We start from the raw sequence: 25,031 nt of genomic DNA, 5'->3' as shown, positions 1-25,031 counted from the left end.
CCCGGGAGACGACCGGGTTGATAGGCTGGAAGTGGAAGCGCAGTAATGTGTGGAGCTGACCAGTACTAATAGGCCGAGGACTTGACCACAAAGCATCATGCTCGCGTCCACTACGCAATTCTGAGACAACAACCAGTGTTCTGGTTTGTGTGTTTCATAGGGTTACGGCGGTTATGGCGAAGGGGAAACACCCGGTTACATTCCGAACCCGGAAGTTAAGCTCTTCAGCGCCGATGGTACTGCACCGGGGACGGTGTGGGAGAGTAGGTCACCGCCGGACAATCTTTCGAAAGCCCCCACCGTTGGTGGGGGCTTTCGTGTTTCCCGGGGTGCTTTCTTGCTTCCCGAGGGTTCTTTCCCGGGGGGTTCTTCTGGCCTTGGTGGGGTTGTTCTCCTGCGGGCCCCTGGCGTGCTCTCAGCCGTCACGCCTTCCGCTCGTCGACGGCAGCGAACGCACCAAGGACACCGGCCGAATCGAAAGCAGGGATCGGCCGCCGGGAATCGCCCCACGATCCGGCCCCCACACGTCAGCCGATTCGCAGGGCCTCAGCCGATTGGCAGGGCCACCGGACCCGGCCGGCCGCGATCCGCCCTGGCGTCGATCGCAGGCACCCGGGCCTACCGGCCTGTTGATTCGACGCCGATCCCGGATCGTCCACCGCGGCCGTTCGTCAGCCGTTCCTCAGTCGTTCGGCGACCTCGGCCATCACCAGGGGGTTCTGATACTCCCTCCATAGGACGATCTTGCCGTCTCGCGCCCTGAGGACGCCGATGAACGATGAGGAGGCCCGGTGCCCGGTGGCGACGACGGTACCCGTGAGCTCGTACTCGACAACGATCACTTCGGGGTCGGCGGTCTCGTGGATCACCACGTCGCGGATCTCCTCCAGCCTGTACTGCCGGGCGAACGCGGCCTGTTGGGGACCGGTGAAGCGACGGACCGCCTCCTGTCCCTGCAGCCGCCGGGGCGTGCCTTCGGTGGCGAAGGGAATCTCGATGACGGCGTCGTCGGCCAGCTCGTCCGCGATGCCACCGGTGTTCTCCGTCCAGTGACGTCGCATGCGGTCGAAGAGGTCGACGGGGCCGGGAACGAGAATGGATTCGGGCATGGTGGATCCTTTCGGGAACGACTACTAAGATGAGTAGAAACTCACTCTATGATCGTGAGTCAGTACTCACTTTGTCAACGTCGCGTCGTTGCACCAGGTGCCAACATCGCCTCGGCCTCGCCCGCAGCCGACGTCTTCCCGCGTCGGCGTCGCGCCGGCCTCGTGTCATCGGCCGTGCGGTGTCGCCCGGGTGCCGCCCCGGTGTCGCGTTCTGAAGCATCGTGGAGAGGATGGAGCCCATGACCCCGGCCAAGCCGTCATCGGACCGTACGGACGATTCCGGCGGCGCCAGGCCGCTGCGTGCGGACGCCCGGCGCAACCGGGAACGCATCATCGCGGTGGCCGAGGCCGTCTTCGCGGAGAAGGGGCCCTCGGCGTCGACCGAGGAAGTCGCCGCCCGCGCGGGGGTCGCCATCGGCACGGTCTTCAAGCACTTCCCGACCAAGCAGGCCCTGCTGCAGGCCATCATGAAGGGCCTGCTGGAGCGGCTGACCGAGGAGCTGTCCGCTCTCGCCGCCGGTTCCCGTCCCGGTGAGGAGTTGTTCGACTTCATCGCGGGCGTGGTCGAGCAGGCGGCGCACAAGAGGACCGTGGTCACCCTGCTGGCCGAGACCGGCGTCGATCTCCAGGTCGCGGGTTCGCTCCAGCTGCTGCGCGACGGGATCGAGACGCTCCTGGTCCGCGGTCAGAAGGCCGGGACCGTCCGGGAGGACGTCCGGCTCGACGAGGTGCTCGCCCTGCTCACCGGTCTCTGCCACGGAGCGCTTCACGCCGGCTGGGACGCCGACCTCCAGCGCCGTACGCTGGCCATCGTGTTCGGGGGGTTGCGGGGTCAGCCGGACGCGGCGCGCAGCAGGGGCTCGATCCGGTAGGGGACCTGGATCGAGAGGGCGATCGTGGTGTCGGTCCGCTGGACCGCGGGGGAGGCCAGGATGCGGGCGATGATCTCCTGAAGCTCGGGCGTGCCGCGCGCGACCACCCGGCAGAGCAGGTCGGCCTGGCCGCTGGTGCCGTACACCTCCAGGATCTCCGGTACGGACTCCAGGGCGCGTACGGCCTCGTTCAGCCGGCCCTGGGCGATCTGCAGCGAGACGAACGCCAGGATCGGGTACCCGGCGCCCTCGGGGGTGACCGTGGGGCCGAAGTCGGCGATGACGCCGCGGGCCGTGAGCTTCTCGACGCGGGCCTGCACGGTGCCGCGGGCCACGCCGAGCAGGCGGGCCAGCTCGGTCAGGCCGATGCGCGGGTGGGCTCGCATGGTGATCAGGAGGCGGCCGTCCAGCTCGTCTATCGACATGATTCCGAGGATCGCACCGGATTGGTCGATTCGACCAGTCCTCAGGGGGAGTCGCCGTGCGTTCCTGAGCGGATCGCCCAGTGGAACTGGCCGCTCTTGTCAACGATTCGAGAAATTGCTGTCATTTCCTACATGTTCGAGGAAGCGCAGTATTTCGCACCGGTGGCGACCCGTGACGACGGCACGATCGAGGTCGAGCTCGGCGCGGGTCATCCCGGTTTCGCGGACCCGGTCTACCGCGCTCGCCGCAACGCGATCGCCGCGCTCGCGGTGGGCTACGTACCGGGTACGCCGATCCCGACGGCCGAGTACACCGACCAGGAACACGAGGTGTGGGCCCTGGTCAGTCGTGAACTCGCCCTCAAACACCACAAGTACGCCACCACCGAGTACGTGAACGCGGCGGAGCGGCTCAGGCTGCCGGCCGAGCGCATCCCGCAGCTGCAGGAGGTCGGGGACCTGCTGGAGCCGCTGACCGGGTTCCGGTACCTGCCGGCCGCCGGTCTGGTGCCGCTCAGGGACTTCTACGGGGTGCTGGCCGACGGCCTCTTCCATTCCACGCAGTACATCCGGCACCACTCCACGCCGCTGTACACGCCCGAGCCGGACGTGATCCACGAGGTGATCGGGCACGCCAACGCGCTCGCCTCCGACCGGTACTCCAGGCTCTACCGCCTGGCCGGGCAGGCCGCCCGCCGGGTGGAGGGCAAGGAGGCCCTGGAGTTCATCTCGAAGATCTTCTGGTTCACGCTGGAGTTCGGCGTGATGACGGACCAGGGCGAGCTGCGGGCGTACGGCGCGGGCATCCTGTCCTCCTACGGGGAGATCGAGGAGTTCCGGGGGATGGACATCCGTCCGCTGGACATCGCCGCCATGGGCACCACCCACTACGACATCACGAAATATCAGGATGTGCTGTTCAGGGCGGAGTCGCTGGAGCACCTCGAGGACGTCGTCGGAGGGTTCTGGGAGACCTGCGACGACGAGAGCATCGCGCGGCTGACCGCCGACGCCCGCTGAACGACGGGCTCGTCGCCCTGCCGGTGGGGGCGGCCGGAGGTGAAGCCACCCCGGCCGCCCGGCCGATCGACCGCGAATGGTGACGCCACCGCGGGCGCCCGGCCGATCCCGGAGGATGACACCACCGCGGGCGCCCGGCCGTTCACGGGAGGTGACGCCGCCGATGCTCGCCCGGCCGGTCGCCGGTGGCCGGCCCGGGGGCGACCGGGGTGAGATCGTCCCCCGGTTAATCGCCGCCGTTCCCTAAGGCCGGGCATCGATCCGGTCCGACATTTCCTGGCTCATGCCCTGATTGGGGCTAGGTTCCACTTCATCGTCTTCCTGTCACTCTCGGTTGGACATATCCCGATCGCGACGTCATGGGAGAGCGGTGGGATGTGATGACAAGAGCCGGTAGCCGGGTGGCCGGGGCCGTGATCCTGGTGACCATCGCGCAGATCAGCGGATGCGGGGTGCACCGGGACCCGTCGCCGGTGGGCCTGTCCTCGGTGACCCCGTCCTCCACGCCTCAGGCGGCACCGACGCCCCCGATGTCCACGGCGTCCCCGACCGGGCCGTTCCTGGCCGCGGACCCCCCGCCCACCTTCCCCGGGACCGCACCGCCGTCCGCTTCCGGCAGGGCGCCGGCCGCCGAGCCTCCGCGCTTCCACTCCGGGAGGCTGAGCCGCAGGCTGGACGCGTTCCTGGCGGCGTACGGGGGGCGGACCACCCTTTCGGTACGGGACCTGACCACGGGCCGGCACTACCGCTACCACCGGGCCCTGCGGCTGCCGACGGCCAGTGCGTCCAAGATCGGAATCCTGGCGGCGCTGCTGCTCGAGACGCGGTGGCGCGACCTCGACCGGCGTGCCAGGTCCGACGCGCGCAAGATGATCCGCTTCAGCGACAACGGCGCGGCCGACCGCCTGTACGAGCGGATCGGCCTGGAGAACGGGCTGGACGTGGCGAACCGCAGGCTCGGCCTCAGGCGGACCCACACGCCCGGCGGCCGGTGCGTGAACCTGTACTGCTGGGGCATCACGCAGACCACCGCCGAGGACCAGACCCGGCTGGTCAGGGCGCTGGCCACGGACAGGAGCCCGCTGGAACCCGCGACACGCCGCCGGGTGCTCGGGCTGATGGAGAGGGTCGCCCCCGACCAGAAGTGGGGGATCAGCGCGGGCGCGTGCGAGGGGGACCGCGTGGCGCTGAAGAACGGCTGGCTGCGGCATGTGACGAACGGGCGCTGGGTGGTGGTCAGCGCCGGGCTGATCCGCGGGCACGGGCACGACTACGCGGTGGCCGTCCTCACCGGGGACAGCCTCAGCATGGGAACCGGCATCGCCAAGATCGAGGGTGCGGTCGAGCGCGTCATGGCCGCCTTCCGGGGCGGGCTCGGCTGCCGGGCGGTCGAGAGCGGCCGAAGTGGCGAGGGCGCCGAGGACGGCAAGGACGGCAAGGACGGCGAGGACGGCCAGGCTGGCGAGGGCGGCGAGGGCGGCGAGGGCGCAGCCGGTGGACCCGGCAGGGCCGGTGAGGCCGGTGAGGTCCGCAGGGCCGGCGCGGCCGACGAGGACTGAGCGGCCCGCGGAGCGGCCATGCCGGGCCCTTCGGGAAGACCCGCTTCCGGAACGTGCCCCCGCATCGCTCCGGAACCGCTCCGGGGCCACGCCGGGGCCACGCCGGGGTCGTCCGGCTCGGGGGTGCGATGTCGTCGTCCCGCGAGCCGTGGGCCCCGGAGCCCGGTGGCGCGGCGTGGCGCGTCGTCCGCCGGTGTCCGGTCAGGAGGCCTTGGCCGTCAGGCGGTACCCCACTCCCCGGACGGTCTGGATCAGCCGGTCGTCGTTGTCGCCGAGGCGGGCGCGAAGGCGCTTGACGTGCACCGCGATGGTGTTGGTCGACGTGGTGTCGGTGGAGTGCCAGACGTGCCGCATGATCTGCTCCCGCGTCACCGTACGGTGGGCGTTGCGCATCAGGTAGTGCAGCAGCTCGAACTCGCGCAGCGGCAGGTGGACGATCCGGCCGTCGACGCTCACCTGGTAGGCGTTCACGTCCAGCTCCACCCCGCCGACCACCAGGGTGCCGCGGGTGGCGGAGTCACCGCTGAACGCGGCGTGGATGAGCGGCAACAGCTCGGGCACCCGGTACGGGCGGGCGACGCACGCGGTGGCCCCGGCCGCCAGTGCCTGAACGGCCTGCTGGGCGTGGCCCTCGCCCACGCCCAGCAGAACGGGTACGGCTCTGGTGAGCCGTACCGCGCGGACGAACTCGACCGCGCCGATGACCGGCAGAGAGGCGCTGACGAGAACGACGTCGGGCCGGAACGCCCCGGCCTGCAACAGCGCCTGGGCGCCGTCGGTGACGGCCATGACCTTCACGCCTTCGCGTTCCAGGGTCTCTGCGAGGTCATGGGCCATGGCCGCTTCCGGATCGGCCACCAGCAGCATGGGCGCCGTCCGTGTGTCCTCGTCCACCTCGGGTGCCGTTTGCGGCTGGATCACCCGGATCCTCCAATGGGTTAGCCGAAGCGGCCGGTGATGTAGTCCTCGGTCCGCTTGTCGGTGGGGTTGGTGAAGATGCGGCTGGTCTCGTCGAACTCCACCAGCCGGCCGTGCCGTACCCCGGCCTCGTCCACCTCGGCCGTGAAGAACGCCGTGCGGTCCGAGACGCGGGCGGCCTGCTGCATGTTGTGCGTGACGATCACGATCGTGTAGTCGCGCGTCAGCTCCTGCATCAGGTCTTCGATCTTGGTGGTCGCGATCGGGTCCAGGGCCGAGCAGGGCTCGTCCATGAGGATCACGTCGGGCTTCACCGCGATCGCCCGCGCGATGCACAGACGCTGCTGCTGGCCTCCGGAGAGGGAGAGCGCGTTCTGCTTGATCTTGTCCTTGACCTCGTCCCAGAGCGCGGCCTTGGTCAGCGCGCCCTCGACGATGTCGTCCATGTTGCCCTTGACCCCGTTGACCCGGGGGCCGTAGGCGATGTTGTCGTAGATCGACTTGGGGAAGGGGTTCGGCTTCTGGAAGACCATGCCGATCCGGCGGCGGACCTCGATCGGGTCCACGTGGTCGCCGTACAGGTCCTCGTCGTGGTAGAGGATCTTGCCGGCCGCGCGGGCTCCGGGGATGAGGTCGTTCATCCGGTTGAAGCAGCGCAGCACGGTGCTCTTGCCGCAGCCGGAGGGGCCGATCATGGCGGTGATCTCGCGGTTGCCGATGGTCAGGTCGACCCCGCGCACCGCCTCGTAGTCGCCGTAGAAGACGCTGAGCCCGGAGACGGTGAAGACCGGGTCGAGGGCCTCGATGGTACGGGGGACTTCGGGTCCGCGCACGTTCACATTCGGCACGGAAATTCCAATCTCGGACATTTCTTTCCTCACCAGCGCTTCTGGTAGCGGTTACGGAGCCAGATGGCGACCGAGTTCATCAGGAGCAGGATCGCCAGCAGGATCACGATCGCCGCCGCGGCGAGGATGGCGAACTCCTCCTGGGGACGGCTGATGAAGCTGTAGATCTGCAACGGCAGGACGGAGAAGCTGCTCCACACGCCCTCCGGGTTGAACCGGACCAGTGTCGCGGCGCCCAGCATCAGGAACGGGGCGGCCTCGCCGATCGCCCGGGAGAGCGCCAGGATCGAGCCCGTCGCGATGCCGGGGATCGACGCGGGCAGCACCTGGCGGTAGATGGTCTGCCACTGGGTGGCGCCCAGCGCCAGCGAGCCCTCGCGGATCGACGGCGGCACCGCGCGGATCGCCTCGCGGGCGGAGATGATCACGATGGGCAGCACGAGCAGCGAGATGGTGACCGCGCCGGTCATCACGGTGAAGCCGAACTGCAGCCAGCGGGCGATGATGCCCAGGCCGAGGATGCCGTAGACGATCGAGGGAACGGCCGCCAGGTTGGAGATGTTCAGCTCGATCAGCCGGTTGTACCACTTGGTCTTGTCGGCGTACTCCTCGAGGTAGATCGCCGCGAGGATGCCGGTGGGCAGGGCCATGACCGCGGTCAGGCCGATGATCCACAGGGTGCCGAGGATGCCCGACTGGATGCCGGCGGTCTCCGGGCGGCGGATCGAGGGCTGGTTCTCCCACAGGACCGAGTTCAGGCGTGGCCAGCCCTCCTCGACCACGTAGACGAGGAGCATGGCCAGGAACAGCAGGGCGATGGCCAGGCTGGCCATCAGCGCGATGCGGAAGAGGTGTTCCTTGAGCGGGCGTCCCTTGCTCGCGAGCTGCACGGCGGAGCGCGGGGTGGTGAGGATGGCCATCAGTCGTAGACCTCGCGATACTTCTGGACCATGCGGGCGCTGAAGTAGTTCATCGTGAACGTGATCACGAAGAGCAGGGAGCCCACCGCGAAGATGGTCTTGTAGGCGATCGAACCGACCGAGGCGTCGCCGGAGCCGGCCTGGGCGATGAAGGCCGCCATGGTGGCCATCTCGTTGCCCGGGTAGAGCGTGAAGACGGACTTGAAACCGCCCGCGATGGCCACGATCATCGTCTCGCCCGCGGCCCGGGAGACCGCCAGGATGATGGCGGCGACGATGCCGGAGAACGCGGCGGGGACCACGACGCGCACCGAGGTGAGCATCTTGGAGGCGCCGAGGGCGTACGAGCCCTCGCGCAGGCCGTTCGGGACCGCCGCCATCGCGTCCTCCGACAGGGACGCGACGATCGGGATGATCATCACGCCGACGAGGAGACCCGCGGCGAGCGCGTTCTTGCCGTCCAGGTTCAGGAAGGGGAAGACGTCCCTCAGCAGCGGGGTGACGAAGGTCAGGGCGAAGAAGCCGAAGACCACCGTGGGGATGCCCGCGAGGACCTCCAGCACCGGCTTGAAGATCTTACGGGTCCTGGCGGAGGCGTACTCCGACAGGTAGATCGCGGCGGCCAGGCCGAGCGGCACGGCGACCACGACGGCGATGAGGGTGATCTCCAGCGTCGCGACCAGAAGCGGCCACACGCCGAACGACGGCGGGTTGAACAGCGGCCCCCAGCTGGTCGAGCCGAAGAACTCACCCAGGCTCACCGCGGCGAAGAACTCGATGGTCGGTTCCAGGAGGGCGATGACGATGCCGACCGTGGTCGCCACCGACACCATCGCCGCGGCCAGCAGGACGGCCTTGATGACGGACTCGCCGTAACGCGGGCGCGACCGCGCCAGGGACCCCGGGGTCCCTGGAACGGTCGTGCGGTGCTGTGCCGACATCAGCCGGCGCTCTTCAGCGACGTGATGTCCGCCTTGAGCTTGGCCTCCTGCTCGGAGTTGAGCGGGATGAACTTCGCGTCCTTGGCGATCGCGTTGATGTTGCCGGCGTAGAAGTCGAGGAAGGCCGCGACCTCGGGCCGCTTCGCCGCCGTGGTGGAGGGGTAGATGAACAGCGAGCGGGCGAGCGGGGTGTACTTGCCGCCCTGCGCGCTCTCCACGCTCGGGGCCACGCAGCCCTCGCCGGAGTCGATCTCCAGGGCCTTGAGCTTGGCGGCGTTCTCCTCGAAGTAGGTGAAGCCGAAGTAGCCCAGGCCGCCCTTGGCGCCCGCGACACCGGTGACGATGTCGTTGTCGTTCTCGCTCGGGCTGTAGTCCTTGCGGCTGGCGCCCTCTTCACCGTTGATCTCGTCGGTGAAGTAGTCGAAGGTGCCGGAGTCGGTGCCGGGACCGTAGAGCTTCAGCTCCTCGGCCGGGAACTTGGCGTCGACGTCCTTCCAGGTCTTGACCTTGCCCTCGGCCGCCGGCTCCCACATCTTCTTGAGCTGGTCGGTGGTGAGGCAGGTGGCCCAGTCGTTCTCCTTGGAGACCACGACGGTCAGCGCGTCGACGGCCACCGTGAGCTCGGTGAACTTGATGCCCTTGGCGTCACAGGCCGCCTTCTCCTCGTCCTTGATCGCACGGGAGGCGTTGGAGATGTCGGTCTCGCCGGCGCAGAACCGCTCGAAGCCGCCGCCGGTGCCCGAGGTGCCGACCGGCACCTTGACCTGGGGCTGCTCCTCGCTGAAGAGCTCGGAGGCCGCCTGGGTGAGGGGGGCCACGGTGCTGGAGCCGTCGATCTTGATCTCGCCGCTCAGCTGCGCGCTGCCCTCGCCGCCCGCGGCAGAAGGGTTCGCGGCGGTGGTGCTGCCGTCACTGCTGGGCTTGGCGTCGCCACCGCAGGCGGCCGCGAGCGAGACGACGAGCGCGGCCGTCGCCACCGCGCTGAGACGGCGCTGTCCACTGGTCACGGTATGTTCCTTCTCCGTAGTGAGATCTGTTCTCGATGACTCCGATGAAACCGGGGCAAAGTGAACGGAGATGAAACGAGCCATGACCGGGGCCGGAAGAGGTGAGCCCGCGGGTGTGAATATCGGGGCTTGGCCGAGGGCATGACACCGGTTTCCGGACCGCGGTGGACGCTCAAGGGGCCGTGACGGCTCCATTACCCGGACGTGGTGCGCGCGGTGGCCGGGAGTGGCCCGGTGGGCGGATCCGGGCTGGTCGGGACGGATGAGGGCCGTGGTGCGGGGCCGAGGCCCCGGGTACGGGACGCGGATGCCCCGGGAACGAGCGGGGGAGCGGCCCGACGGGCCGGCCCCGGTACCGGGGACTTCGGCAGCCGGTCACGTCCGGTGCACCGATCCGTTCACCTTCCGGACATCCGGGTGAGCGGACGGGGTCCGGCCCGGGGCCGTCGCGTACGGGCGGCGGGCTCCGCGGAGGAGGGCGGGCGAGAGCCGGCGACGGACCGTCCGGAAGGGGGCGGACGGAGACGGTGACGGACCGCCCCGGAGGACATCAGACGGGAAGGGTCAGCGGCCCGGAACCGAGGCGTTCGAGCACACTGCCGTGCAGGGGGCCGTTGCTGCACAGCAGGCTGCCGCCGTCGATGTCGGGGACGCCCGACAGGTCGGTCCAGATGCCGCCCGCCTCCTCGACGATCACGGTCAGGGCCGCGATGTCCCAGGCGGAGAGCTCGGGCTCGGCCGAGACGTCGACCGCGCCCTCGGCGACGAGCATGTGCGACCAGAAGTCCCCGTAGGCGCGGCTGCGCCAGACGGAACGGTTCAGGTCGAGGAACGCGTCGAGCTTTCCGGCCTCCTCCCAGCCGCCCAGGCTGGAGTAGGAGAACGAGGCGTCCTGCAGGGAGGTGACCGAGGAGACCTGGCAGCGGGTGGCCTTGGTCAGGCTCCTGCCGGTCCAGGCGCCGCTGTCGCGGGCGGCCCACCAGCGGCGGCCCAGGGCGGGGGCCGAGACCAGGCCGACGACGACGCGTCCCTGGTCGAGCAGGGCGATGAGGGTGGCCCAGACGGGCACCCCGCGCACGTAGTTCTTGGTGCCGTCGATCGGGTCGATGATCCATGAGCGCTCGCCGCGGCCGCTCTCGCCGAACTCCTCGCCGATGACGGCGTCGCGCGGACGGGCCCGGGAGAGGGTGTTGCGGATCGCCTTCTCGGCCGCCTGGTCGGCGTCGCTCACCGGGGTGAGGTCGGGTTTCGTCTCCACCCGCAGGTCCATGGCCTTGAACCTGCGCATGGTCAGATCGTCGGCGGCGTCGGCCATGACGTGCGCCAGGCGAAGATCGTCGTTGTAACCCGTCACGGGGGGAAACGCTACCCTGTCACCGGCCGTACGGAGGAGAGCGGAGCAAGGGGAACAATCGTGTCGCGCCCCACCAGGCACTGGAATAGCGCGTAAATCATCCGTCGACGGTTAAGTTACCAGCGAGTAGCATTCTCGTCATGACCTTCGATGTGGGTGACCTCATGCTGCAGAGCGTCCCGTTCGCCAGGACGCTGGACGTCTCGTTCGACACGGTGGAACCGGGTCGTGCCGTCGCCCGGATGCCCGACCGGGCCGACCTGCACAACCACGTGGGCGGCCCGCACGCCGGGGTCCTCTTCAGCGTCGCCGAGGTCGCCTCGGGCGCCACCATGATCTCGGTCTTCGGCGACCAGCTGTCGCGGGTCACCCCGCTGGTGACGAACGCGACGATCCGCTACCTCAAGCTCGCCAAGGGCGAGATCGTCGCCGAGGCCCGCCTCCAGGCCTCCAAGGAGGAGGTCGTGGCCAAACTGGACGCGGGAGAGCGCCCCGAGTTCGACGTGCTGATCGAGATCAGGACCGCCGACGGCACCGTGGTATCCGAGATGACGGTCACGTGGACGTTTAAATTGCGACGCTGACGCGTCGCGGTGAGTTGTGTTCGTTGCGACGCTGACGCGTCGCGGTGAGTTGTGTTCATTGCGACGCTGCGCGTCGCGGTGAGTCCGCTCGGATCCGGCGCTGACACATGGCGACGCTGACGCGTCGCGGTGAGTCCGCTCGGATCCGGCTCCTTCCCTCGTCGGGCGTGGTCGCTCGTTCCTCACGATCACGCCCTCCTCGGTCCAGTCGCCGGCGCGGACTCACTGGGGTCCCGAAGGGATGCTCATGAGGCTGTGTCGGCGACATGGCGTGGTGCGGTTCGGGAGCTCTCGGGAGGGCGAGTCGCCGAGGGGCAGAGGGCGGGGCGCGTCCAGGGGTCAGGGGTCCTGGGGGTGGTCCTCTTCCGGGGCGCCTTCCCGGCTGGCGAGGAGGCGGCGCAGGGAGGCGAGCCGGGCCGGGTCGGCGTGGCCCGCCGCGACCCAGGCGTCCAGGGCGCACTCGTCGGAGAGGTGGTTGCAGCCCTTGGGGCACTGGACGGTGCCCTCGATCAGGTCGGGGAAGCCCGCCAGCACCGTCTCCACCGAGACGTGGGCCAGTCCGAAGCTGCGGACGCCGGGGGTGTCGATGATCCAGCCGCCCTCCGGCAGCTCCAGGGCGACCGCCGAGGTGGAGGTGTGGCGGCCCCGGCCGGTGACCGCGTTCACGTGGGAGACGGCCCGGTTGGCGTCCGGGACCAGGGCGTTGACCAGCGTCGACTTGCCCACGCCCGAATGGCCGACGAGCACGCTGATGCGGCCCTTCAGGCGCGTCCGTACCTCGTCGAGGCCGCCGCCCTTCTGGACCACCACGTACGGCACCCCGAGGGGGGCGTAGAGCGCGACCAGCTCCTCGGGTGAGGCGAGGTCGGACTTGGTGAGGCAGAGCAGCGACTCGATGTCGGCGTCGAAGGCCGCGACCAGCATCCGGTCGATCATCCGGGGCCGGGGCGGCGGGTCGGCCAGGGCCGTCACGATGACCAGCTGGTCGGCGTTGGCGACCACGGGACGCTCGATGCCGTCGGTGTTGTCGGTGTCGTCCGCGGAGCGGCGGAGCATGGAGACGCGGGGCTCGACGCGTACGACGCGGGCCAGCGTGTTCTCCATGCCGGAGACGTCGCCCACCAGGGCGACCCGGTCACCGACCACGATCCCCTTGCGGCCCAGCTCGCGTGCCTTCATGGCGACCACGACCCGGCCGCTCATCGCGGCGCCCTCGGCGTGGTCCTTCTTGCGGCGGCGTCCCTTCTCGCCCGCCGACTCGACCAGGCACGTGTAGCGCCCGCGGTCCACGGCGACCACGAAGGCGGGGACCGCGTCCTCGTGGGCAGGGCGGATCCGGGTCCGGGGCCGGGATCCCTTGCCCGGCCTGACCCTGACGTCGTCCTCGTCGTACTCGCGCTTTCTCAGCTTCTCCGCCTCGTCCGGCCCGGTGCCGCCCCCGCGGGGGCGGTGCTACCGGGCGCCTCCAGGGCCTGCCGGCCGTCGCTCGCCCTTCACCGCGCGCCGCGCAGCATGTCCGCCCACATGGAGGCGAACTCGGGCAGGGTCTTACCCGTGGTGGCGATGTCCTCCACCTCGACGCCGGGCACGGCCAGGCCGATCACCGCTCCGGCGGTGGCCATCCGGTGGTCGGCGTAGGAGTGGAACACCCCGCCGGACAGGGGGCGGGGCCGGATCTCCAGGCCGTCCTCGGTCTCGTTCGCGTCGCCTCCCAGGCCGTTGATCTCGGCCACCAGGGCGGCCAGCCGGTCGGTCTCGTGCCCGCGGATGTGGGCGACGCCGCCGATCCTGCTGGGGGAGTCGGCCAGTGCGGCCAGCGCGGCGATCGTCGGGGTCAGCTCCGCGACGTCCCGCAGGTCCGCCTCGATGCCGCCGATCCGCCCGGTGCCGGTGACCGCCAGCCCGTCGGGCGTGTGCTCCACGGAGGCGCCCATGTCCGCCAGCAGCGTGCGCAGCTGATCGCCCGGCTGGGTCGTGTGAGCGGGCCAGCCCGGGACGGTGACCGTGCCGCCCGTCACCATGGCGGCGCACAGGAACGGTGCCGCGTTGGACAGGTCCGGCTCCACCGTGAAGTCCCTGGCACCGATGGGACCGGGCTCGACGCGCCAGACGTCGGGCTCGGAGTCGTCCACCACGACGCCGAACTCGCGCAGCATCTGGACCGTCATCCGGATGTGCGGCTGCGAGGGGATCGGCGGGCCGTCGTGGCGTACCGTCACGCCCTTGGCGAAGCGCGCGGCGGTCAGCAGCAGGCCGGAGAGGAACTGCGAGGAGCCCGACGCGTCCAGCCGGACCTCGCCACCGGTCAGCGGGCCCCTGATCGTGAACGGCAGCGCGTCGCCGTTCACCTCGGCGCCCAGGGCGCGCAGCGCGTGCAGGATCGGCCCCATCGGGCGCCTGCGGGCGTGCGGGTCGCCGTCGAAGAACACCTCGTCCGCCGCCAGCGCCGCCATGGACGGCACGAAGCGCATGACCGTACCGGCCAGGCCCACGTCGATACGGGCACCGCCGGTGACCGGACCCGGCGTGATCGCCCAGTCGACGGCGGAGGCGCTCTCGTCGGAGGGGACCATGGTCGCCCCCAGCGCGCGCAGCGCGTCCACCATCAGGTCGGCGTCACGGCTGCGCAGCGCGCGCCGTACCGTGCCGGGGCCCTCGGCCAGCGCGGCGAGCAGCAACGCGCGGTTGGTCACGGACTTCGACCCGGGCAGGGCGACGGTCGCGCGGACGGGTTCGGTCGCGGTCGGGGCGGGCCACAGCGGAGCGGACATGGTCAAAAGCCTACCGGGACCCGGTGGGGACAGGTGTGAGTGGCGCGGGACCCGGATCTGCGGTGTCCGGCGCGCGGGGGACGGTCGTGACCTCCCGCCGGACGGCGCCGCGGCGGGGTGCCCTCGCCCGTCGTACCGGATGGGGCAAGATCGAAGGCCGAGGCCGGGGGTCCTCGTCGGGTAGGACGTGGCAAGGTGGAGGTATGTGCGGGAGATACGCCTCTGCGCGGAAAAAGCAGGAGTTGCTGGAGGAGTTCGAGGTCGAGCTCGACGGAGCCGCCGACGACGAGCTCAGGCCGGACTACAACGTCGCGCCCACGAAACCGGTGTACGCGGTGATGAGCCGGGTGCCCAAGAGCGCTCCGGAGGGTCGTGCGGTGCGGCAGCTCCGCGTGGTCCGCTGGGGGCTCGTCCCCGCCTGGGCGAAGGACCCGTCCATCGGCTCGAAGATGATCAACGCGCGGGTGGAGACGGTGGCGGAGAAGCCGTCCTACCGCAAGGCGTTCGCCGAGCGCAGGTGCCTGATCCCGGCCGACGGCTACTTCGAGTGGGCCGTGCTCGACGAGAAGGACGCCAAGGGCAAGCCGAAGAAGCAGCCCTACTTCGTCCATCCCGCCGACGGCGGCGTGATGGCCATGGCCGGGCTGTACGAGTTCTGGCGGGACAAGGGCCGCGCCGAGGACGACCCGCTCTCCTGGCTGGTGACCTGCACGATCATCACGACCGACGCCGTGGACGCGGCGGGTGTGGTCCACGACCGGATGCCGATGCTGATCGAGCGCGACCGCTGGAGGGACTGGCTCGACCCGGGCGTGGCCGACGCGAAGGAGTTCCTGATCCCCGCGGGCTCCACCGGCCTGGAGATCTACCCGGTCTCCACCGCGGTCAACTCGGTGCGCAACAACGGCCCCGAACTGCTGGAGCCGATGAAGATCGGCGAGGGGGAGAGCACGAAGCGCTCCTGACGCCGTCCGGCCCGCCGGTTCCGGTGGGCCGGCCCGCGAACCCGTAAAACATCGGCCACGCGGTGTAAAACTTCCGGGGAGCGGGCATCCGGTGAGGAAAGCGGTGCCTCGGGCGCGACGAAGAGGTCACCGCCGCAGAGCTCACCCCCTTTGCGCCTGACGGGAGAGTCGGGGGATCCCTTCACAGGCCGCCCCCGTCGCCCGGAGGTGCGGAGTCGTGGATGTCATGACCATGCGCGAGCGCTTGCAGAGCATGCTCGCCGAACTCGACCGGTCCATCGAGGTGCTCCGCGGGGACTCTCCCGCCCTGCGGGAGCGCTCACCGGCCGACGGCGGCCTGCACCTGACCGAATCCGGCCGCAATCAGGCCCTGCTGGAGGTGGCCACCCGGCACCGGCGCTCGGTGCAGGAGGCGCTCACCCGGATGGACGAGGGACGCTACGGCCTCTGCGCCGACTGCGGCGGGGCCGTCCCGGAGAGCAGGCTGGAGGCCCGCCCCGAGGCGGCCCGCTGCATGCAGTGCCAGTCCAGGCGTGAACGCAGACGCTGACCTCGGGTCACGTTTCCCTCATCGCCCCCACGAGCCCCGCTCATTCCACGGGTGCTCGCCTCATGAGCCTTGTCGAGGTGCGCCAATGCCCCGACGACCTCCCCGGGGCTCCCGTGAGCCCGCGCCGGCGACTGGACTGAGGAGGGCGGAATCGTGAGGGACGAGCGATTTCGCCCGACGAGGGAAGGAGCCGGATCAGAGCGGGCTCACCGCGACGTGCCAGCGTCGCCATGGGCATCTCTCACCGCGACGCGCCAGCGTCGCCATGAAACAGCGTCGCCCTAAGCAGGCTTCTTTGCGCTCGCCACCAGGTGGATCCCCACCATGTCGTCGTCCTCCGGGTGGGTGTCCAGCTCGGTGTTGACCAGCCAGGTGAGCGCCCGCGAGTCGGAGGCCAGCACGTGGTCGACGGTCGAGGGGGACAGCACCGTACGGGGCCGTATCCACTCGACCTCCAGGCCGGCGTCGGTGAGCAGCTCGCGGAGCTGGACGCTGCTGAAGCAGCGGGTGATGCTCCCGTCGGGCCAGGGCACGAGCATGACCTCGCCGGTCTGGCGCAGGTGGGCCCAGTAGTTCTGCTCGGCGAGGATGGCCATGCCCAGCACGAGGGAGTCGACGCAGACCAGGGCCCGCCCGCCGGGGCGCAGGACCCGGGCGACGTCGCCGATCGCGGACTCGGCCATCAGGTCCACCGACAGGGCGCGTTCCTCGGCCATCACGGCGTCCACGCTGCCATCGGGCAGGAAGCGCAGGTCGTCGGCGCGTACCTGGCTGACCTTGGAGATGTCGTGCAGCGGCTGGACGTCCGCGGGGCGGCGGAAGTCGACCACCTCGACCACGCGGTGCCCGGCCTTGGCGGCCTGGGCGGCCCAGCGGCCGTTGCCGCCGGACATGTCGAGGACGGTGGAGGGGCTCTGTGGGAGCCATCGGCCGAGTTGCTCGGCCACGACCGCGTGGTAAAAGGTCCAGTACGGCCCGAGCGCACCTGAGCCGTTCAGCTCTTCGGCCGGGATGGGCAGCACAAGCAGCTCCTGGCGTCGGGAGGATCCGGTGGTCTTAACTCCTACCGGTACGTATGTTCTTTTTCCCCGTACCGGGCCGTTCGTCACCTTCTATCTTGCGGGAACAGATGACCGGACGAGCGTGTTGCAAGCGGACAACGCACGATCCTTTCGGAGGTTGGCAAGCAGATGCTCGCCCTCATCGAACCAGTCACCCGCCCCGGTGATCGGCCTGTCCGTGCTGAACGGGTATTCTCCGCTCAGTACGGTGTCCCGCGTCAGCAGGACTCCGGCGATCTTAAGGGGGTGGGTCCGGTCCCTGCGACAGACGAGGAGACTCTGGAGCAGCGGAGCACACGGTTCGAGCGGGATGTCATGCCCTATCTCGACCAGCTCTACTCTGCCGCGCTTCGGATGACCCGAAACCCCGCGGACGCCGAGGACCTTCTTCAGGAGACCTTCGCCAAGGCCTTCGCGTCCTTCCACCAGTTCCAGCAAGGCACGAACCTCAAGGCCTGGCTGTACCGGATCCTGACCAACACCTTCATCAACAGTTACCGCAAGAAGCAGCGGGAACCCAAGCAGTCGGGTGCCGAGGAGATCGAGGACTGGCAGCTCGCCAGGGCCGAGTCGCACACCTCGGCCGGGCTGAAGTCGGCGGAGATCGAGGCGCTGGAGCACCTCCCCGACACCGACGTGAAGCGGGCGCTGGCCGCGCTCCCCGAGGAGTTCCGTATCGCGGTCTACCTCGCCGACGTCGAGGGATTCCCGTACAAGGAGATCGCCGACATCATGGGCACCCCCATCGGGACCGTGATGTCAAGGCTGCACCGTGGCCGCCGTCAGCTGCGGACCCAGCTCGAGGACTACGCCCGCGAGCGTGGCCTGGTTCCAGCGGAGGGTGCCAAGTGAGCGAGCGAGACAGGACCGGCGAGGCCGCCCGCACGGGCTCCGGGCGTCCGGGCGAGGTGATCGCATGAGCTGCGGCAAGCACCACGACACCGACTGTGCCGAGGTTCTGGACAAGGTCTACAGCTACCTGGACGGCGAGCTCGACGAGGGCAACTGCGCCGACATCCGCCAGCACCTGGACGAGTGTCATCCCTGCCTGAAGGAGTACGGGCTGGAGCAGGTCGTCAAGCAGCTGGTCGCCAAGCACTGCGGCTGCGACGAGGCCTCGGCGGACCTGCGGGCCAAGGTGCTCGACCGGATCGACAAGGTGCGCTCCGAGCTCGCCCGCTGACCTCCTAGGATCTTCCGTACGGCCGTGGCCATACGACAACGGGGGTTCATCATGCGCGTACTCGTGACCGGCGGGGCGGGATTCATCGGATCCACCCTCGTCGACCGGCTGCTGGCCGACGGGCACGAGATCGCGGTGGTGGACGACCTGTCCGGCGGTGACCGCGCCAACCTGGCCGGTGCCGAGCGCGACCCCGGCTTCACCCTGCACGTGATGGACGTCCGCGACCCCGCCCTGGCCGACCTGGCCGGTGACTGGAGGCCGGAGGTCGTCTGCCACCTCGCCGCGCAGATCAGCGTCCGCAAGAGCGTGGCCGACCCGGTCCACGACGCCCGGCTCAACGTCGAGGGGACCGCGTCCGTGCTGGCCGCCGCCCACCGGGGCGGCACCCGCAAGGTCGTCTTCGCCTCCTCGGTCGCGGTGTACGGCAGGCCGAAGGTCATCCCGGTGCCCGCGGGAGCGGCGACCGACCCGCGCTCCCCGTACGCGGCCTCCAAGCTGAGCGCGGAGATCTACCTGGCCACGTTCAAGGCCCTGCACGGCATCGACTACACCACGCTGGTGCTCTCCAACGTCTACGGCCCGCGCCAGTCGCCCGAGGGCGAGGCCGGGGTGGTCGCCATCTTCACCGACGCGCTGCTCAACGGCTCCCCCACCGTGGTCTACGGTGACGGCTCCCAGACCCGCGACTACATCTTCGTCGACGACGTGGTGGACGGTTTCGCCCGCGCCTGCGGCATCGAGGGCGGCGGCGGCCGTTTCAACCTGGGCACCGGTGTCCAGACCACCGACCGGCGGCTGCACTCCCTGATCGCCGAGGCGGCGGGCGCGGCCGACGAGCCCGGCACGGCCCCGGTCCGGCTGGGCGACCTGCCGGCCATGGCCGTCGACCCGGCCCCCGCGCTGGAGGGGCTGGGCTGGCGTCCCCAGACGGATCTGGCGGCCGGTCTGAAGGCCACCGTCGAGTGGGCCAGGACCCGCTCCCCGGGCGCCTGACGGGCTTTCCTGGGGCCTGCCGAGGCCTGCCCGGCCGCCCGGGGCCGTCCCCGAGACCACGTCCCCGGCGCGCGTGGCGTGGCGTGATTGCTTGGTTACGCTTTGCTTGCGATTGGTCGTCTCGCCCTCGTGCCCGGGCTCGTTTCTGTAGCCTGAGTGCGAAATCGACGTGGAGGAGCGCATGGTGAAGGAAACGGTCAGCCCGAGCTTTCTCGGGATTTCCTGGACCTGAGCGACGCGCCCTTTGGAATCGTAGGGTGGCCGCTGTGCGGGGACTGCCGTGGTTTGCCAAGGTCTACCTGGTCCTTGTCATCGGAGCGGCGTTCGTGCTGCTCGGATACAGCGTCCTGTCGGACGGCCGTCTGGACCGGCTCGACTGGTCCAACCTCATGGTGCTGACACTGCTGTTCCTGGTGTGCGAGTCGGTGCCCACGCTGCTGAACGTCCGGCAGGCGGCCGTCTCGGTCAGCTTCTCCGCCGTGCTCGCCGCGGTGGTGCTGCTCGGCCCGGAGGGGGCGGCGCTGGTCGGCGTGACGGCCATGTTCAGCGTGCGTCCCGGCCTCCCGCTGGTGAAACGGCTGTTCAACAGCGCCCAGTTCGCCATCTGCGGCTATGTCGCGGGCCGGGTCTACGTGGGGCTCGGCGGCACGCCCGGGGTGCCGACCATCGCCGGGTTCGACGACATCATCGTGCCGTTCGCGGGAGCGGCGGCCGTCTTCGTGCCGCTGAACTTCATGCTGATCGCGCTCGTGCTGGTGCTCACCGGCCAGGCCGACCAGGTGCCGCTGCGGGGCATCGTCCAGTTCATGGTGTCCTACTTCGGCTACGCCACCTTCGGCCTGCTGATCGCCGGGCTCTGGGCCACGGTCAACTCGATCTCCGCGGTGCTCGTGCTGCTCCCGCTCTTCGTGGCGCGCTGGGCCTTCGGGCAGTACCTCGCCCAGCAGCGCTCCTACGACGCCACGATCGCCGCGCTCTGCCAGGCGGTGGAGACCAAGGACTACTACACGCGCGGCCACTGCACCCGCGTCTCCCAGGCGGCCGGCATGATCGCCGAGGAGATCGGGATGGGGTCGGAGCGGCTGCGCGCGATCCGCTACGCCGGGATGCTCCACGACGTGGGCAAGCTGGGCGTGCCGACCAAGGTGCTGCAGAAGGACGGCCCGCTCAGCGAGGAGGAGTACGCGGCCATCCAGCTCCATCCGATGCGCGGCCTGGAGATCGTCCGCGGCATCGACTTCCTGGACGAGGCGTTCGCCGGGATCATGCACCACCACGAGCGGCAGGACGGCAAGGGCTACCCGATGGGGCTGGCCGGGGACGAGATCCCGGAGTTCGCCAGGATCATCGCGGTGGCCGACGCCTTCGACTCGATGACCTCCGACCGCTCCTACCGCAACGCCCGCCCGCGCGAGGTGGCCATGGCCGAGCTGCGCAAGGGGGCCGGGACCCAGTTCGACCCGGTGATGGTCGTCGCGTTCATCAAGGCCGTCGACCGTGACGGCTGGGAGCCGCCGCGCACGGTCGTCGCGCCCCCGGCCGACGTCGCGGAGACCACCGCCAAGGACCACGACGACCCGACCGTTCCCATCCAGGTGGTGTCCGAGCGATGAACGGCACCGGGGGCGCCCGCGCCTTCCAGGCCCTCGACTCGGGCCAGCTCCTGCTGATCTGCGCGGCCGGGCTGCTGGCGGTGGCCGGGGTGGCGCACACCGCGGCGACCGGGCTGCTCGACCCCAAGATCGCCATCGCCTTCGGCGTGCTGATCGCGATCGGGGAACTGGCCAGGCTCACCATGCCCGGCAACCGGGAGGTGGCGCCGATCGGCGCGGCCGCGGCGCTCGGGTACACGCTCCTGCTGGACATGGGCGGCGTCCCGGCCCGGCACCCGGCGCTCCAGGTCGTCGCGGTGCTCTCGGTCGGCATGGTCGCCGGGGCCCTGCCGCACCTGGCGGTGGGCCGCCCGCCCCGGCTGGACGCGATGGCGCGCAGGCTGCTCGCCGGGGCCCTGCTCGCGCTGGCGTACCGGCCGCTGGCCGGGCCGCTCTTCGACACGGCCGTGACCGGACAGGGCGGCTGGTGGCCCGCGCTCGGCGTGATGGCGCTGCTCATCCTGCTCATGGTGATGGCCGACGTGCTGCTGGCGGCCATGCTCAGGGCCGAGCAGGTGCGCGCCGCCTTCCGGGTGGCCGTCCGCGACGAGCTGCGGATGGCGGCGCCGCTGTGGGCCGCGGTCGCGGCCTCGGGCATCCTGCTCGCGCTCGCCTCGCACAGCATGGACATGGCCGCGCTGCTGGTCTTCGCCGCCCCGCTGCTGGTCACCCAGGTCGCCTTCCGCAAGTACGCCGGGATCAGGGCCACCTACCTGCAGACGGTACGCGCGCTGGCCCGGGTCACCGAGGTCGCCGGGTACGTCGAGCCCGGGCACTCCCGGCGGGTCAGCCGCCTGGCGGTGGCGGTCGGGCGCGAGCTCGGCACGGCCGAACCCGAGCTGCTGGAGCTGGAGTACGCCGCGCTGATGCACGACATCGGCCAGCTGTCGCTGCGCGACCCCATCCCCGGCGGTGCCACGGTGCTGACCGATCCCGCGCAGGCGCGGCGCATCGCCGAGCTGGGCGCGGAGGTGATCAGGCAGACCGGGGTGCTGGACCGGGTGGCGGAGATCGTCCGCCGCCAGTGCGACGGCTGCGCCGAGGCGCCGCCGACGGCCAGCCGCATCATCAAGGCGGCCAACGCCTACGACGACCTGGTCGGCGGTTCCACCGACCGCGACCGGGCCGGTGCCGCGCTGGAGCGGCTCAGGCTCGGCGTGGGCCGGGAGTACGACCCGACCGTCGTCGAGGCGATGGCCAAGGTGATCGACAGGCTGGCCCCGATCCACCGGCTCTAGAAGCCCCGATCCACCGGCTTCAAGAGCCCCGACCCACCGGCTCCAGGAGCCCGGAGGCGCCCGCCCGCCGCCGGGGAACGCGACATCGGCCTGTCCGATATGCGTGCGTGATCCACTCTGTCTGGGACAGTGGGAGAACGCTGAACGATGGGAGTTTCCGGTGGCCGAGGTCCGTGCCGAGATGGTGGCGAACGTCTGGAAGATTCTCGTGGCAGAGGGGGACACCGTGCAGGACGGTGACGCCCTGGTCATCCTGGAGTCGATGAAGATGGAGATCCCGGTCCTCACCGAGGACGCCGGTGTGATCACCACGCTGCAGGTGTCCGAGGGCGACGTCATCCAGGAGGGCGACCTGATCGCCGTCATCGACTAGCCGTACCCCGGCCCGCGGGGGCGGTCCCGAGGATCGTCCCCGCGGGGAGGGTCAGCGGGCGAGCCGGGCCAGGAAGCGCTCGCGGTCGACGACCACCCGCTCGATCGTCCCGGTCGCGACGACGTTCTCCCGCCCGCGGGCGGTGAAGTCGAAGGTCAGGCGGCGGCCGTCGACCTCGGTCAGTTCGGCGGTGATCTCGACGTGCGCGCCGACCGGGCTGGCCTCCAGGTGCTCCAGCCGCACCCGGGTCCCCACGGAGGTCCGGCCCGCGTCCAGGGCGCCGGCGATCGCCTGGACGGTGGCCTGCTCGGCGAGCGCCAGCAGGCGGGGGGTGGCCAGCACGGGCACGTCCCCGCTGCCGACCCTGGCGGCGGTGTCCTCGCGCTCGACCATGATGAGGAGCCGTGCCTGCAGACCCGGAGCGAGCGTCATGCGCGCCAGCATAGGGTCTGGTGCCGTGATCTCGTACTGCGACCACCGCGGGTTGATCCTTCCGTAGCGGAGAGATCCCTTAATTCGCGCTCAGGCCTTCTTTGCGTACTCTTATAGGGTTTTATTGAGGCAACTCCTGCGTTGCAGGGTGTCTCCGTGACATCGGGGTCGGTTGTTCCCGGTGTGACCGCCGGTTCACTTCAGGCGCAATGGCCTGCAAGGTGTACAAGTGCCCCCATACGTTCTTGATTTTGTGCGATGCTACGGCACGCGTCATGTATGTGAGCCGTACGGCGAGCAGGGTTTCGTTACAGCGCCGAGACGGTGCCGCGATACGGATCCGCTTTGTTGGAGAGCTCTGGGGTAGGAGTGGACAGGGTTACGGGGGAGTAATGGTGGCCCAAGGCACGACGCTGGCGGGGCGGTATCGCCTGAACACCCGCATCGGCGCCGGCGGTATGGGCGAGGTGTGGCGGGGCGAGGACATGGTCCTGGCCCGCACCGTCGCCGTCAAAGTGCTGCTCCCGGGCCGTACGGACGACCCCGGCTTCCTGGTGCGCTTCCAGGGCGAGGCCCGCGCGATGGCGACGATCAACCATCCCGGGGTCGTCGACGTCTACGACTACGGTGTGCACGAGGTGCCCGGCGCGGGGGCGACCGCGTACCTGGTGATGAAGTTCGTCGACGGCGAACCGCTCGACCGCCTGCTGGGCAGGCTCGGGCGCATCGCCCCGGGGGCCGCGATGGACCTCATCGCCCAGGCGGCCTCGGCCCTGCAGGCCGTGCACGACCAGGGCATCGTCCACCGCGACATCAAGCCCGGCAACCTGCTGGTTCGCTCGGACGGCACGCTGGTCCTGACCGACTTCGGCATCGCCAGGTCCGACACGGCCAGCCGGCTGACGGACGCGGGCATGGTGCTGGGCACGGCCGCCTACTGCGCGCCCGAGCAGGCCGAGGGCGCGCCCGTCACCCCGGCCGTGGACATCTACGCGCTGGGCGTGGTGGCGTACGAGTGCCTCGCCGGGCAGCGCCCGTTCGACGGCGACACGCCGGTCACGATCGCGCTCAAGCACATCCGCGAGACACCGCCGCCGCTGCCGCCGTTCGTCCCGCCCGCGGTACGCGCGCTTGTGGAGCGGTCCCTGGCCAAGGACCCGGCCCGGCGCTTCCCCAGCGCCGCGGCCATGAGCTCCGCGGCCGGACAGGCCGCCTTCGAGGCGGAGACCGGGGGCATGGCCGCGCAGCCCGGGCAGAGCGGCCAGAGTGGGCAGTGGGCCGACGGCGCCCCGGAGACCGGCCGGCAGGGCCACCTCCCGCAGGGGTTCGCGACGGGCCAGACCGACTGGCAGGGACAGGGGCTCACCGGGCCGCAGACGGGCCGGCAGGACGCCCGGCCGGGCTGGGACACCCCGGCGGGCGCCTGGGAGGAGACCCGGGCGACCCACGCCCAGACCGGCGGACGGACGGCGGACGACCGGACGGCCGGGCCGTGGCCCGGCACGCCGGGAGCGGGCGGGGCCGCCGGCGCGGACACGCAGGGCCAGGGCCGGCGCGCCGCCCGCAGACCGCGGGGCCGCGCCGGGCTGGTCGTGGCCTCGGCGGTCGCGGCAGCGATGTGCGCGGGCCTGGTGGTGGTCACGGTGAACGGGATCGCCGCCTCCCGCGCCTCCGAGGTCGACCCCCAGAGGAAGTCGGTGACCTCCGTCAGTGTGGAGCCGTCACCGACGAAGACCCGCACCAGGAGGCCGTCGCCCAAGCCGTCGCGTACCGGCGAACCGACCAGGGAGGCGCGGCCCGAGCCGACGCCCGAAGCGTCCGAGGTGTCACCGACCCCCACCCCCACGACGCGGAAGCCGACGCCGAAGCCCGGCACCCCCTCCCCGTCCGCCAGCAAGTCCCCGTCCCCGAAGCCACAGCCGAAGAAGCGGGTGCCCGACACGCTGGGCATGACGCCGGAGGCGGCGAGCGCGGTGCTCGCGCAGGCGGGCTTCAAGGCGGCGGTCTTCACGAGCGCCGACATCAAGCCCGAGCAGTGCCCGAAGATCGTCGAGTCCCGTCCGGGAGCCGGCGCGATGTGGGACCCGTCCAAGAAGGTGGAGATCACCGCGGCCGGCTTCGAGTGCCCGCCGACGCCCACCCCGACGACGTCCAACGCCAAGTACTGATCCGGTCCTCGGGGTCGTGGCCGGGCCGGTCACGACCCGTGCCGTCCGGACGGCGGGCGGATCCGGTCCCGGCCGGGGCCCTGTT

Annotated in this window: 25 protein-coding genes and 2 rRNA genes; 15 read left to right on the top strand and 12 right to left on the bottom strand. The window is 70.5% G+C overall.

The window, feature by feature from the left end; genetic code table 11:
* Both ACIBCT_RS08175 and rrf read left to right on the top strand, forming a co-directional pair.
* Positions 1–89 (top strand): 23S ribosomal RNA (locus ACIBCT_RS08175); the annotation flags it as partial.
* A gap of 74 nt (positions 90–163) precedes the next feature.
* Positions 164–280: ribosomal RNA gene (rrf, locus tag ACIBCT_RS08170) — 5S ribosomal RNA — on the top strand.
* A 391-nt stretch (positions 281–671) separates the two neighbouring features.
* On the opposite strand, the gene ACIBCT_RS08165 is transcribed toward rrf, so the two are convergent.
* Positions 672–1,109 carry a nuclear transport factor 2 family protein gene (locus tag ACIBCT_RS08165; RefSeq protein ID WP_399186657.1) on the bottom strand — a complete coding sequence of 146 codons (438 nt, stop codon included), beginning with the start codon at positions 1,107–1,109 and terminating at the stop codon, positions 672–674.
* Positions 1,110–1,339: 230 nt separating this feature from the next.
* Here ACIBCT_RS08165 and ACIBCT_RS08160 point away from each other — a divergent pair, with 230 nt between their 5' ends.
* Positions 1,340–1,981, top strand: a complete 642-nt coding sequence (locus tag ACIBCT_RS08160; protein ID WP_399186656.1) for a TetR/AcrR family transcriptional regulator — start codon at positions 1,340–1,342, stop codon at positions 1,979–1,981.
* On the opposite strand, the gene ACIBCT_RS08155 is transcribed toward ACIBCT_RS08160, so the two are convergent.
* Positions 1,942–2,406, bottom strand: coding sequence for an Lrp/AsnC family transcriptional regulator (locus tag ACIBCT_RS08155; RefSeq protein WP_344893570.1), 465 nt, complete (start codon positions 2,404–2,406; stop codon positions 1,942–1,944). The two genes, ACIBCT_RS08160 and ACIBCT_RS08155, sit on opposite strands and share 40 nt — an antisense overlap.
* A 132-nt stretch (positions 2,407–2,538) precedes the next feature.
* Between ACIBCT_RS08155 and ACIBCT_RS08150 the strand changes: the two genes are divergently transcribed.
* Together ACIBCT_RS08150 and ACIBCT_RS08145 are read left to right on the top strand one after the other, a co-directional pair.
* Positions 2,539–3,426 (top strand): phenylalanine 4-monooxygenase, encoded by an 888-nt coding sequence (locus tag ACIBCT_RS08150; RefSeq protein WP_399186655.1) that lies wholly within the window; start codon positions 2,539–2,541, stop codon positions 3,424–3,426.
* 380 nt (positions 3,427–3,806) lie between these two features.
* Positions 3,807–4,985 carry a serine hydrolase gene (locus ACIBCT_RS08145; protein ID WP_399186654.1) on the top strand — a complete coding sequence of 393 codons (1,179 nt, stop codon included), beginning with the start codon at positions 3,807–3,809 and terminating at the stop codon, positions 4,983–4,985.
* 201 nt (positions 4,986–5,186) lie between these two features.
* Here the strand turns inward: ACIBCT_RS08145 and ACIBCT_RS08140 are convergent, their stop codons facing one another.
* The 6 genes from ACIBCT_RS08140 to hisN all read right to left on the bottom strand — a co-directional run bounded on the left by ACIBCT_RS08140 (position 5,187) and on the right by hisN (position 10,973).
* Positions 5,187–5,906, bottom strand: coding sequence for a response regulator transcription factor (locus ACIBCT_RS08140; RefSeq protein ID WP_399186653.1), 720 nt, complete (start codon positions 5,904–5,906; stop codon positions 5,187–5,189).
* 17 nt (positions 5,907–5,923) lie between these two features.
* Entirely contained in the window at positions 5,924–6,736 is an 813-nt protein-coding gene (gene pstB / locus ACIBCT_RS08135; RefSeq protein WP_344893581.1) for a phosphate ABC transporter ATP-binding protein PstB, read from the bottom strand.
* Positions 6,737–6,780: 44 nt separating this feature from the next.
* Positions 6,781–7,671 carry a phosphate ABC transporter permease PstA gene (pstA, locus tag ACIBCT_RS08130; RefSeq protein ID WP_399186652.1) on the bottom strand — a complete coding sequence of 297 codons (891 nt, stop codon included), beginning with the start codon at positions 7,669–7,671 and terminating at the stop codon, positions 6,781–6,783.
* On the bottom strand, positions 7,671–8,612 hold the full coding sequence (gene pstC, locus ACIBCT_RS08125) for a phosphate ABC transporter permease subunit PstC (RefSeq protein WP_399186651.1): 942 nt from the start codon (positions 8,610–8,612) through the stop codon (positions 7,671–7,673). The genes pstA and pstC overlap by 1 nt, the downstream gene beginning before the upstream one ends.
* Positions 8,612–9,619, bottom strand: a complete 1,008-nt coding sequence (locus ACIBCT_RS08120; RefSeq protein WP_399186650.1) for a PstS family phosphate ABC transporter substrate-binding protein — start codon at positions 9,617–9,619, stop codon at positions 8,612–8,614. Before ACIBCT_RS08120 ends, pstC begins: the two co-directional genes overlap by 1 nt.
* Positions 9,620–10,169: 550 nt before the next feature.
* Positions 10,170–10,973: a histidinol-phosphatase gene (gene hisN / locus ACIBCT_RS08115; RefSeq protein WP_399186649.1), complete on the bottom strand. Its 804-nt coding sequence runs from the start codon at positions 10,971–10,973 to the stop codon at positions 10,170–10,172.
* 140 nt (positions 10,974–11,113) lie between these two features.
* Between hisN and ACIBCT_RS08110 the strand changes: the two genes are divergently transcribed.
* Positions 11,114–11,557, top strand: coding sequence for a DUF4442 domain-containing protein (locus ACIBCT_RS08110; RefSeq protein ID WP_399186648.1), 444 nt, complete (start codon positions 11,114–11,116; stop codon positions 11,555–11,557).
* Positions 11,558–11,896: 339 nt separating this feature from the next.
* Here ACIBCT_RS08110 and rsgA read toward each other — a convergent pair whose 3' ends face one another.
* Both rsgA and aroA read right to left on the bottom strand, forming a co-directional pair.
* On the bottom strand, positions 11,897–12,964 hold the full coding sequence (gene rsgA / locus ACIBCT_RS08105) for a ribosome small subunit-dependent GTPase A (protein WP_399186679.1): 1,068 nt from the start codon (positions 12,962–12,964) through the stop codon (positions 11,897–11,899).
* 86 nt (positions 12,965–13,050) lie between these two features.
* Entirely contained in the window at positions 13,051–14,328 is a 1,278-nt protein-coding gene (aroA, locus tag ACIBCT_RS08100; protein WP_399186647.1) for a 3-phosphoshikimate 1-carboxyvinyltransferase, read from the bottom strand.
* 203 nt (positions 14,329–14,531) lie between these two features.
* Between aroA and ACIBCT_RS08095 the strand changes: the two genes are divergently transcribed.
* A complete protein-coding gene (locus ACIBCT_RS08095; RefSeq protein WP_399186646.1) occupies positions 14,532–15,293 on the top strand; it encodes an SOS response-associated peptidase in 762 nt (253 codons plus the stop codon).
* A gap of 226 nt (positions 15,294–15,519) precedes the next feature.
* The gene (locus tag ACIBCT_RS08090) at positions 15,520–15,843 is read left to right on the top strand and encodes a TraR/DksA family transcriptional regulator (RefSeq protein ID WP_399186678.1); all 324 of its coding nucleotides are present in this window, start codon (positions 15,520–15,522) and stop codon (positions 15,841–15,843) included.
* A gap of 281 nt (positions 15,844–16,124) precedes the next feature.
* Here ACIBCT_RS08090 and ACIBCT_RS08085 read toward each other — a convergent pair whose 3' ends face one another.
* Positions 16,125–16,865, bottom strand: coding sequence for a methyltransferase domain-containing protein (locus ACIBCT_RS08085; RefSeq protein WP_399186645.1), 741 nt, complete (start codon positions 16,863–16,865; stop codon positions 16,125–16,127).
* A 354-nt stretch (positions 16,866–17,219) separates the two neighbouring features.
* Between ACIBCT_RS08085 and ACIBCT_RS08080 the strand changes: the two genes are divergently transcribed.
* The 6 genes from ACIBCT_RS08080 (at position 17,220) to ACIBCT_RS08055 (ending at position 22,346) form a co-directional block, all read left to right on the top strand.
* Positions 17,220–17,756: a sigma-70 family RNA polymerase sigma factor gene (locus ACIBCT_RS08080; protein ID WP_386247759.1), complete on the top strand. Its 537-nt coding sequence runs from the start codon at positions 17,220–17,222 to the stop codon at positions 17,754–17,756.
* 64 nt (positions 17,757–17,820) lie between these two features.
* Entirely contained in the window at positions 17,821–18,087 is a 267-nt protein-coding gene (gene rsrA / locus ACIBCT_RS08075; RefSeq protein ID WP_399186644.1) for a mycothiol system anti-sigma-R factor, read from the top strand.
* A gap of 51 nt (positions 18,088–18,138) precedes the next feature.
* Positions 18,139–19,083 carry an NAD-dependent epimerase/dehydratase family protein gene (locus ACIBCT_RS08070; protein WP_399186643.1) on the top strand — a complete coding sequence of 315 codons (945 nt, stop codon included), beginning with the start codon at positions 18,139–18,141 and terminating at the stop codon, positions 19,081–19,083.
* 266 nt (positions 19,084–19,349) lie between these two features.
* Positions 19,350–20,696: an HD-GYP domain-containing protein gene (locus ACIBCT_RS08065; protein WP_399186642.1), complete on the top strand. Its 1,347-nt coding sequence runs from the start codon at positions 19,350–19,352 to the stop codon at positions 20,694–20,696.
* On the top strand, positions 20,693–21,973 hold the full coding sequence (locus ACIBCT_RS08060; protein ID WP_399186641.1) for an HD-GYP domain-containing protein: 1,281 nt from the start codon (positions 20,693–20,695) through the stop codon (positions 21,971–21,973). Before ACIBCT_RS08065 ends, ACIBCT_RS08060 begins: the two co-directional genes overlap by 4 nt.
* A gap of 160 nt (positions 21,974–22,133) precedes the next feature.
* Complete coding sequence (locus tag ACIBCT_RS08055; protein WP_344893625.1) at positions 22,134–22,346, top strand: biotin/lipoyl-binding carrier protein; 213 nt, start codon at positions 22,134–22,136, stop codon at positions 22,344–22,346.
* Between the two features lie 51 nt (positions 22,347–22,397).
* On the opposite strand, the gene ACIBCT_RS08050 is transcribed toward ACIBCT_RS08055, so the two are convergent.
* Positions 22,398–22,778 carry a hotdog domain-containing protein gene (locus ACIBCT_RS08050; protein WP_344893628.1) on the bottom strand — a complete coding sequence of 127 codons (381 nt, stop codon included), beginning with the start codon at positions 22,776–22,778 and terminating at the stop codon, positions 22,398–22,400.
* 392 nt (positions 22,779–23,170) lie between these two features.
* Here ACIBCT_RS08050 and ACIBCT_RS08045 point away from each other — a divergent pair, with 392 nt between their 5' ends.
* Positions 23,171–24,946 (top strand): serine/threonine protein kinase, encoded by a 1,776-nt coding sequence (locus ACIBCT_RS08045; protein WP_399186640.1) that lies wholly within the window; start codon positions 23,171–23,173, stop codon positions 24,944–24,946.
* Positions 24,947–25,031: the final 85 nt, after the last annotated feature.

The sequence above is a fragment of the Streptosporangium sp. NPDC050855 genome (genome assembly GCF_044456585.1).
Taxonomy (GTDB): domain Bacteria; phylum Actinomycetota; class Actinomycetes; order Streptosporangiales; family Streptosporangiaceae; genus Streptosporangium; species Streptosporangium longisporum.
Note: the sequence above shows the minus strand (reverse complement) of the source record. Positions and strands in the feature narration are given on the sequence as shown.